Source organism: Bartonella sp. P12B, from assembly GCF_055796185.1.
In genome coordinates, this window is sequence record NZ_JBTTDI010000012.1 from 20565 (window position 1) to 30157 (window position 9593).

At 37.3% G+C, this 9593-nt stretch carries 7 protein-coding genes; all 7 read left to right on the forward strand.

Annotated features, from left to right (window positions below; all coding sequences use genetic code 11):
- Window positions 1-2 precede the first annotated feature (2 nt).
- Complete coding sequence (locus AC0QT1_RS07070) at window positions 3-1271, forward strand: lipoprotein-releasing ABC transporter permease subunit (RefSeq protein ID WP_473201966.1); 1269 nt, start codon at window positions 3-5, stop codon at window positions 1269-1271.
- Window positions 1271-1951 (forward strand): ABC transporter ATP-binding protein, encoded by a 681-nt coding sequence (locus AC0QT1_RS07075; protein WP_473200655.1) that lies wholly within the window; start codon window positions 1271-1273, stop codon window positions 1949-1951. Before AC0QT1_RS07070 ends, AC0QT1_RS07075 begins: the two co-directional genes overlap by 1 nt.
- Window positions 1952-2029: 78 nt before the next feature.
- Entirely contained in the window at window positions 2030-2320 is a 291-nt protein-coding gene (locus tag AC0QT1_RS07080) for an FAD assembly factor SdhE (protein WP_473200656.1), read from the forward strand.
- A gap of 5 nt (window positions 2321-2325) precedes the next feature.
- Window positions 2326-5826 (forward strand): transcription-repair coupling factor, encoded by a 3501-nt coding sequence (gene mfd, locus AC0QT1_RS07085; RefSeq protein WP_473201967.1) that lies wholly within the window; start codon window positions 2326-2328, stop codon window positions 5824-5826.
- A gap of 248 nt (window positions 5827-6074) precedes the next feature.
- On the forward strand, window positions 6075-6947 hold the full coding sequence (locus AC0QT1_RS07090) for a hypothetical protein (RefSeq protein WP_473200658.1): 873 nt from the start codon (window positions 6075-6077) through the stop codon (window positions 6945-6947).
- Between the two features lie 474 nt (window positions 6948-7421).
- A complete protein-coding gene (locus AC0QT1_RS07095) occupies window positions 7422-8579 on the forward strand; it encodes a tyrosine-type recombinase/integrase (protein WP_473201968.1) in 1158 nt (385 codons plus the stop codon).
- A 273-nt stretch (window positions 8580-8852) separates the two neighbouring features.
- A complete protein-coding gene (locus AC0QT1_RS07100) occupies window positions 8853-9581 on the forward strand; it encodes a phage antirepressor KilAC domain-containing protein (protein ID WP_473201969.1) in 729 nt (242 codons plus the stop codon).
- The last annotated feature ends 12 nt before the right edge of the window (window positions 9582-9593 follow it).

Below are 9593 nucleotides of genomic sequence, written 5' to 3' on the forward strand. Positions count from 1 at the left end.
GTATGAAGAGGTTGAGCAGTAAAGGGTTTTCGTCTTATGAGTGGATGATCGCCTTTCGTTATATGATTCCCAATAAAAAACATGTCGTTGCATCAGTTATTTCAATCATTTCTCTTATTGGAATTATGTTAGGGGTGTTTGCTCTGGTTGTTGTTATGGCGGTAATGAATGGCTTTCGCACAGAGCTTCTCAATCGTATTCTTGGTATGAATGGACACCTTATTGTTCAAGCAGTTCATTCAGGTTTTTCTGATTATAAAACTCTCATTTCTTCTCTAGAATCTGTAAATGGTGTAAAGTTTTCTTTACCTGTTATTGAGGGGCAAGCACTTGTTCAGGGTGAACTGGAAGGAGGCTCTGGTGCGTTAGTTCGTGGTATGCGTAAACAGGATTTAGAGAAGCTTAAAACAGTATCTCAAAATATTAAGTTAGGTTCACTTGCTCAATTTGATAAAGAAGAAGGTGTTGCAATTGGAATTGGTTTGGCTACAAAATTAGGGCTTACAGTTGGGCATTATCTTCGTGTCATTACTCCAGATGGTGATGCAACTCCTTTTGGGGTTACTCCACGTGTTAAGGCTTATAAAGTAAGCGCTATTTTTGAAGTTGGTATGTCTGAATATGATTCAATATTTGTTTTTATGCCTCTTCATGAAGCACAAATGTTTTTTAATTTAGGAGATAAGATTCAGTCTTTAGAATTATTTCTAAATGATCCCGATGCTGTTGATCGAATAAAACCAATTATAGAGAAAGCAGTTGATCAACAAATCTATTTAATTGATTGGCGTGAGCGCAATCAGGCTTTTTTTTCAGCTTTACAAATTGAACGGAATGTTATGTTTTTCATTCTTTCTCTTATTGTTCTTGTTGCTGCTTTGAATATTATTTCAGGTTTGATTATGCTTGTAAAAGATAAAAGCCATGATATTGCAATTTTACGCACGATGGGTGCACAACAAAGTGCGGTTATGCGTATCTTTATTGTCACTGGTATGATGATTGGATTTATTGGAACAATATTGGGCTTAATTTTTGGTGTTATAGCAAGCGCAAATATCAATCATATTCAAGATTTTGTATCTTGGTTATTTAATGTCGATGTTTTTAATCCTCAACTTTACTTTTTAACAAAATTGCCTTCACAAATTGATTGGCGACAAACAGTCCTAGTTGCTGTTATGGCATTATTTTTGTCATTTCTCGCTGCACTCATCCCAGCATGGCGAGCTGCTAAGCTAGATCCTGTACAAGCTTTAAGGTATGAATAATGACAGCTATTTTAGAGCTTGTAGAGATTGAGCAACATTTCTTTGAGAGCAATAAGCCTCTTATTATTTTAGATAAAGCAAATTTTATCCTTAATCGTGGGGAACTCGTTGCACTTGTTGCACCATCTGGGGCTGGAAAATCAACACTTCTTCATATTGCTGGGTTATTGGAAAAACCAACCGCTGGTGATGTGATGTTAAGGGGAATTTCTTGTGCGAAGCGTTCTGATAGTGAGCGAACAGCTATTAGACGACATGATATCGGTTTTGTCTATCAATTTCATCACCTGCTTCCAGAATTCACAGCTTTAGAAAACGTTATGATACCGCAAATGATAGCAGGATTTAAAAAATCCATAGCAGAAGATCGTGCATTTAAATTGTTAAAATATCTGCGTATTTCTCATCGCGCCAGCCATCGCCCATCGGAACTATCAGGTGGGGAACAGCAACGTGTTGCTATTGCACGTGCAGTAGCAAATGGTCCTTCGGTTCTTTTGGCTGATGAGCCTACAGGGAATCTTGATCCTGTAACTTCAGCTTATGTCTTTCAAGCTTTATCCGCTCTTGTTCGTCAATCTGGTCTTTCTGCTCTTATTGCAACACACAATTACGCTTTGGCTAAACAAATGCATCGTCGAATTACGCTTAAAGAAAAAAAGATTATTGAACTTCCTTAAAGGTAAGATGCAAAATTTATTCCAAAGACTGAACAGAACCTATGTATATACTTTTTATTTCATTCAAGGAGGCCTTTTATGACAGTTTTTGTCGTTGATAAAAATCAACTGGATGCACGTCGTCGCCGGTTGGTTTTTCGTGCATGGCACCGTGGTATTCGTGAAATGGATCTTATTTTTGGACACTATGTGGATGCACATATTGCTAAGATGTGTGATAAAATGGTTTCTGAACTTGAATATATTATGGGTTTTGATGATCGAGATTTATTGATGTGGGTTACAGGAGAAATTTCTCCTCCTTCTGAAATAGATGGCCCGCTTTTTCGCGACATTATAAACTATCATGTTTGCATAAATTTAAATTGATCCCGATGTCCATATTTAAAAAAATTATCATCCCCCAACATATTTCTGCTCATGTGATCTTTGAAGGAATTACTGATGGATTTGAAGCCTTTGCACTGACTAAATTGCGTTCAGCAATTGCACAGGATAAACCGCTTGTCTATGTTGTCCGTGATGGAACAAAGATTGCTCATTTGCAGCAAGTTTTGAATTTTATTGAACCAAATTTACCTGTATTTCAATTCCCAGCGTGGGATTGTCTACCTTATGATCGTGTATCACCTAGTATTGCTATTACAGCACGCCGATTATCCACTTTGACTCATATAGCAAATTTACGTCACAGTCCATGCACTGCGATTATATTAACAACAGCAAATGCGATTATGCAAAAATTACCTCCACGTGAAATGATTGAAAATCAAATGATTCACGTACGTGTTGGACAGCGCATTAACATGAGGCATTTAATTCAATCTCTAGAATGCAATGGTTTTGAGCGCGTGACAGTTGTTCGAGATGTTGGTGAATTTGCTGTAAGAGGAGGAATTCTTGATATTTTTTCTCCCATTGATGTTGAGCCTTTGCGGCTTGATTTTTTTGGTGATACCTTAGAAACCATCCGCGTATTTGATACAGAAACACAAAGAACAACACGTCAAAAGACTGAGTTTTTGTTACATTCGATGAGTGAAGTTGTTCTGACACCTGAATGTCTAAGCCGATTTAAAAGCAATTATATTCGCACATTCGGTGTATCTCAAAAAAACAATATGCTTTATGAAGCTCTTTCTCAAGGGCGACGCTTTGCTGGTATGGAACATTGGTTGCCATTTTTTTATGAGAATCTTGACACTTTTTTTGACTATTGTAGCAATTTTCCCATTATTTTTGAACATCTCATAGAAGAAGTCCTGATTGAGCGTTATCGCCTTATTGAAGATTATTATGATGCACGTAAGGAGCGTGAAAATGATAAAGAAAGCTCTACTTCCTATCATCCTATAAATCCTAGTCTTCTCTATTTAACGCCAGAGAATGTTTTAGAGTGTGCGCAAAAATGTGGGCAGCGTGTTGATTTTACACCTTTTAATGTTCCACAAGCTTTAGGAAAAACGCTTATTCATGCAAATATTAAACAGGGATATGATTTTGTAAAAGAGCGTAATGCGCAAGAAAAAAATGTTTTCTCAAGTGTCGTTTCTCATATTGCTTCATTGCGCGCTGCTGGCAAAAAGGTACTTTTAGCATGTTGGAGTGAAGGATCTTTGAATCGTTTATTACAGGTGCTTGAAGAGCATGGATTGCAAAAAATAGATGTTGTGAGATCATTACAAACTGTCAGAGCAACCCCCCGTGATCATATAACAGCAGCTGTTATAATGATAGAGCACGGCTTTGAAGGAGAAGATTTTGCTCTCATAACAGAGCAAGATATCCTTGGTGATCGACTCATAAGATCACCAAAACGGCGTAAAAATAATACAAATTTTATTTCTGAAATTGCAGCTTTAAATTCTAGCGATATCGTTGTGCATATTGATCATGGTATTGGACAATTTATTGGTCTTAAAACCATTAAAACAACAGGAATTTTACGGGATTGTCTTGAAATTAAATACGCTGGAGGTGATCGGCTCTTTTTACCTATTGAAAATATCGAACTTCTTTCACGTTATGGATCGGAGGGAACGGATGTCACGTTAGATAAATTAGGTGGGGTTGGTTGGCAAGCGCGAAAAACACGACTGAAAAAACATTTATTAGAAATGGCTGGTCAGTTGATTCATATAGCTGCAGAGCGTGCTCTGCGTTCGGCGCCTGCTTTAATTCCACCAATTGGGCCATTTGATGAATTCGTTGCATGTTTTCCTTATGAAGAAACAGAAGATCAGATGGATGCGATTGATGCTGTTCTAGAAGATTTAGCTTCAGGAAAACCAATGGATCGCTTGATATGTGGTGATGTTGGTTTTGGAAAAACAGAAGTTGCTATTCGAAGTGCCTTTGTTGCAGCATTAAATGGTTATCAAGTTGCTGTTGTTGTGCCGACAACTTTGCTTTCACGACAACATTACAAAACTTTTATTTCACGTTTTCAAGGATTACCTGTTAAAATTGGCCATGCCTCAAGACTTGTGAAAACCAAAGAACTTGCGCAAGTCAAAAAAGGGATCTCAGATGGTACGATCGATATTGTCATTGGAACGCATGCATTATTAAGTGATGCAGTTAATTTTTTGCGGTTAGGACTTCTTATCATTGATGAAGAGCAACATTTTGGCGTAAAACATAAAGAGCGTTTAAAAGAACTTAAAAGTGATATTCATGTCCTCACACTTTCAGCAACCCCCATACCACGAACCTTAGGGTTAGCATTATCAGGGGTACGGGAACTTTCTTTGATAACGACGCCACCTATTGATAGAATGGCTGTTCGTACCTTTATTGCACCGTTTGATTCACTTGTTATACGCGAAACATTACTTCGAGAATATTATCGTGGTGGACAAAGTTTTTATGTGTGTCCTCGTATTTCTGATCTTGGCTTTGTAGAAGAATATCTCAAAACGCATGTTCCAGAAATCAAATTCGTTGTTGCTCATGGTCAAATGCCTGCTGGACAGCTTGATGATATTATGAATGCATTTTATGATGGACAATATGATGTCCTGCTGTCAACAACCATTATTGAATCCGGTCTTGATATTCCAACAGCTAATACATTAATCGTTCATCGTGCCGAGATGTTTGGTCTTGCTGCTCTCTACCAACTGCGTGGTAGGGTAGGGCGTTCAAAACAGCGTGCTTACGCACTCTTTACGTATCCTTCTGGTAAAGTTTTAACAGCTGCGGCTGATCGTCGCCTTAAAGTCTTACAATCTCTTGATACCTTAGGGGCTGGTTTTCAATTAGCAAGTCATGATATGGATATTCGCGGATCGGGTAATTTCTTAGGTGAAGAGCAATCAGGGCATATTAAAGAAGTTGGATTTGAGCTCTATCAAAAAATGCTTGAAGAAGCTGTCACTGAATTGAAAGATGGCGAGCATAATGAAGACAAGCAATGGTCTCCTCAAATTTCACTTGGTACAACTGTTATAATACCAGAAAGTTTTGTACCTGATTTATCACTCCGTATGGGACTTTATCGTCGTTTGACAGAATTTGATGATTTAGAACAAATTGATGAATTTGCAGCTGAGTTAATAGATCGCTTTGGTCCTTTACCTCTTGAAGTTCAGCACCTCCTTAAAGTTTTTTATATAAAAACATTGTGTCGAAAAGCGCATGTAGAAAAATTAGATACTGGACCAAAGGGGGTGGTTATACAATTTCGTAATAATTATTTTGCAAATAGTGTTGCCCTTGTCCAATGGATTGCCAAACAAGGAACGATGGCAAAGATTCGACCAGATCAAAGTATCGCTCTTATTCGTGATTGGTCCACAGTGGATGAAAGGCTCGTTGGAGCAGCGGATACTATGACACAACTTGTAGAAATGGTCGAGAAACATTCTGTTTAGAATTTCTTTTTATAATTCAAAGTGATGACTTACTTGTTAAAGTATTTTATAGAATATTCGGTTATTGAACTTTTATAAAATAAACTTTAAGTTCATAATAAAAATACTCTTTGAAATTTCCATATATAATACATATTGATAGAATCGAAGAAATAACTTAATTAGCACAGCCATAATGAGGGATTCCAACATAGAGCGGAATGGCTTTTTATAAACCTTCTCAAGAGGACAAGAAAAAGTAGCATAATATGATTTTTTCATCACACAAATTGCTAACTATAGCTTTTTTATTATTAACTTTAATATGTGGTTTTAAAAACGCGCATGCTGAGTTTAGTTTAACAGAGTTATCTCTTTCTGGTTTAACTCTTGATGAAAAGTACGAGCGTATGAAAGAAAGATTGCGAGTTGTTGAAAAGAGAATAAAGTTTATTGAAAAAACATTTGCTGATTTGACGCTTTCACAAATCCGCGTTTCTAATACAGAACATGATAGACTTATACAGGAACAAAGAGATCTCATTGACGAGAGACTTAAACTTAGTTTGAAATTAGGTGATTTAGCTAAAGAAAAACGCGATTTAGTATACAGAGCACATAGGGCAAGAGAGTATAAAGCAGGTGAGTATGAAAGGAAGCTAGTTAAAGCCAAACAATACTTGAAATCTCAAAGTTCTTATGAATTGGGATTTGGTGATGGAGAGGAATATCTTAATGAGGAAGAGATAAATAAGAATGAGATAGTAGAGCTTTATCCATATTTTATTCTTATTTGTAAAATTAATGAAAATCTTTTGTACACAGACATAGGAGATTTGTTACGTAAAGATTTTGGTTGGAAAAAAGAAGATTTTAACTGGGCAAAAGATGCGATTAGATTAATAGATCAAGAGCTCATCAAGGGCATTAAAGAAACTATGACCGTGGATTTTGATGTCTTTGAAAAAGAAATGATGAATGGTGTAAGAGACATGATAACACATAATTCCTCAAATGTAAGAAGTGTTCCTTTATTGTGTAAAACTACCAGGAAACTGCATGATATAATGCTTCCCTATAAAAGAAAGAGTATTATAAACCGCATAGGCTCTCATATTGAAGAGTGGTTCCAGCAAAGGTAGTTCATCTATTCACGTCCCGACGTTGAAGATGATACCCATAGGGCAATTATATGTAGGATTCTAATATATGACCAATACGCTACTCATTGTTCAGGTAAGTGATAAGAGTAGTTACCCAAAATAAGACTTCTATCCAAACTCGAACTGTTGCAATCAAATCAATATCTGAATGGACATAAAATATCGCTATTATCATCGCATCTACAGCAAGATTAGCGACTCCAGAGAAATTAAATTTCCCTTTCAAATTTCAAGAAGTTGAACTCAAACGATTTATTGGTTCGTTTCCTAGAGAGGGCAGAGCGGGCTTTATTAGCAAGAATCAAACAGTATAAAGACGTGCAAGAGTGTATTGATGTATATAATTTTTTATGTTCCAATAAAAAAATTAAGTATTAAAGAAAAAATCTCAAATCAGAAATTAAAGGTGGTCTAAAAGGTGGACCCAAAAAGGTGGACGAGAGGGGGCGTTAAGTGAGAGCGATTCATCGGTTATCAGCATCATTCGTAAAGACGTCTCCACAAGGTAAATATTGTGATGGGGCAGGGCTATGGTTAAATGTTCGAAAAGACAATACGCGTTCTTGGTTTTTTCGCTATACGCACCACAATAAGCGCCGTGAAATGGGGCTTGGTCCTGTTACAAAGCTTTCTTTAAAAGAAGCGCGTGAGCTTGCTAGGCATTATAGTGATATTCTTAAAGAAGGTAATGATCCTATTGTTTTTAGAGAGCAGACTATTTTAAAACAGCAAAGCAATATCTTTCAAGAAGTTGCGCAAGCGGCTTTTGAAAGCAAAAAAGCAGAGCTGAAAAATGAAGGAAAAAATGGTCGTTGGTTTTCTCCACTAGAGTTGCATGTTATTCCACATATAGGCAAATTATCTATAGAAAAATTGACAGCCAATATCATTCGCAATGTTCTTGCTCCTCTTTGGCATGAAAAAGCAGATACAGCGCGAAAAGCACTGAATCGTATCAATATTTGCTTGAAATATGCTGCTGCTCTTGGCTTGGATGTTGACCTACAGGCTTGTATGAAAGCACGTGCTCTTTTAGGAAAGTCACGTGCGACAACGACGAATATTCCTGCTATGCCTTGGCAAGAACTTCCAGCTTTTTATCAAAACTTAGAGGATAAGATCCTTTCAAATTTAGCATTAAAATTACTGATTTTGACAGGTGCTCGATCATATCCATTGCGCTATTTGCGTCTTGAGCAGATTGATAAAAATATATGGACCATACCCAAAGAAAATATGAAAGGTATTGTAGGAAAAGTTTTAGACTTTCGTGTGCCACTGAGTAATGAAGCTATGAAAGTCATTGAAAAAACTCTGCCTTTTGAAAAAAAGGGCTTTCTATTTGCAGGGCTTAAAGGCAAACCAATTTCTGATGCAACGCTTTCTAAATTCATGAAAGACAAAGGCTTTGATTATAGACCTCATGGTTTTAGATCGAGTCTTCGTGACTGGATAGCGGAGACAACATCAACACCATTTGAAATTGCAGAATCTGTTCTTGCGCATTCAGTTGGTAATTCAGTGACAAAAGCTTACATGCGAACAGATTTCTTAGAGCAACGGCGTGTTCTTTTGGAGCAATGGGCGTCTTTTATATCAATGACGACTTGACAATATAGCACGAACGTGTCTATTGTCGAATCAGGTGCCTAAGAAACACCTTAGACATGTAGCGGATGGATTGCCGAAACAATCGTTTTTCCGTGTATTAAAGGCTTTGACTCATTATATGTTACACGCATATAATGATCTTGTCGGGTGTAGCTATGTTATACAATACTCTTATGGGGAAGACATAGCGACGGACTACATGCCGTGTTTCTTAGCACCCGGCATTCCTTTGGAGTGTCAATAAGAAACGTCTAATTACATGTAGGAGTTATCATGAATACTTTTATGGAAACTATGGGAAGCACTGCTAATAATAGTGCAGCCGTTCAGACTATGTCCAGTCGTGAAATTGCTGAGTTATGTGGAAAACAACATAGCAATGTTATGCGTGATATAAGAAATATGTTAACTGAATTAGGAGAGAAAAGAGGTGAATTCAAATTTGAAGCCACCTATTTAGACAAACAAGGTAAAGCCAAAAATTGTTATCATCTTCCCAAACGCGAATGTTTAATCCTTGTCTCAGGTTACAGCACTGCTTTACGAGCTAAAATCATAGATCGTTGGCAAGCACTGGAAGCACAAGTGGCAACATCTCAGATTGACTACTCAAGTCCTCAAGCAATGATTGGTTTCTTGAATCACTTACAAAGCCAAATTGAGCAGAAAGATCACGTGATTGCTGAGTTAGAACCCAAAGCAAAAGCACTTGATGGTTTAAAACGCTCTGATGGTCTGTTTGGTTTGATTGAAGCCGCAAAGATGCTTGAAGTACGACCAAAAGATTTAACCGATTATTTGCGTAAACATGATTGGGTCTATCGAAGGGTTCCGGGGGCTCCTTTGTTACCCTATCAGGATAAGATCAAGAAAGGTTTGATGGATTGCCCTGCTATTACTATTCAAAGACCCGATGGTACAGAAAAGGTGCTTCCTTCCACGAAAATCACATCCAGAGGATTAGCTTGCTTGAGAGAACAAATCCATGGGGGGGTGCAATGAAGGTAGATACCA

What these genes read in the sequence shown, in the direction of transcription:
- AC0QT1_RS07100 (WP_473201969.1), top strand. Translation starts at nt 8,853, where the DNA reads ATGAATACTTTTATGGAAACTATGGGAAGCACTGCTAATAATAGTGCA.
- mfd (WP_473201967.1), top strand. Translation starts at nt 2,326, where the DNA reads ATGTCCATATTTAAAAAAATTATCATCCCCCAACATATTTCTGCTCAT.
- AC0QT1_RS07090 (WP_473200658.1), top strand. Translation starts at nt 6,075, where the DNA reads ATGATTTTTTCATCACACAAATTGCTAACTATAGCTTTTTTATTATTA.
- AC0QT1_RS07075 (WP_473200655.1), top strand. Translation starts at nt 1,271, where the DNA reads ATGACAGCTATTTTAGAGCTTGTAGAGATTGAGCAACATTTCTTTGAG.
- AC0QT1_RS07080 (WP_473200656.1), top strand. Translation starts at nt 2,030, where the DNA reads ATGACAGTTTTTGTCGTTGATAAAAATCAACTGGATGCACGTCGTCGC.
- AC0QT1_RS07070 (WP_473201966.1), top strand. Translation starts at nt 3, where the DNA reads ATGAAGAGGTTGAGCAGTAAAGGGTTTTCGTCTTATGAGTGGATGATC.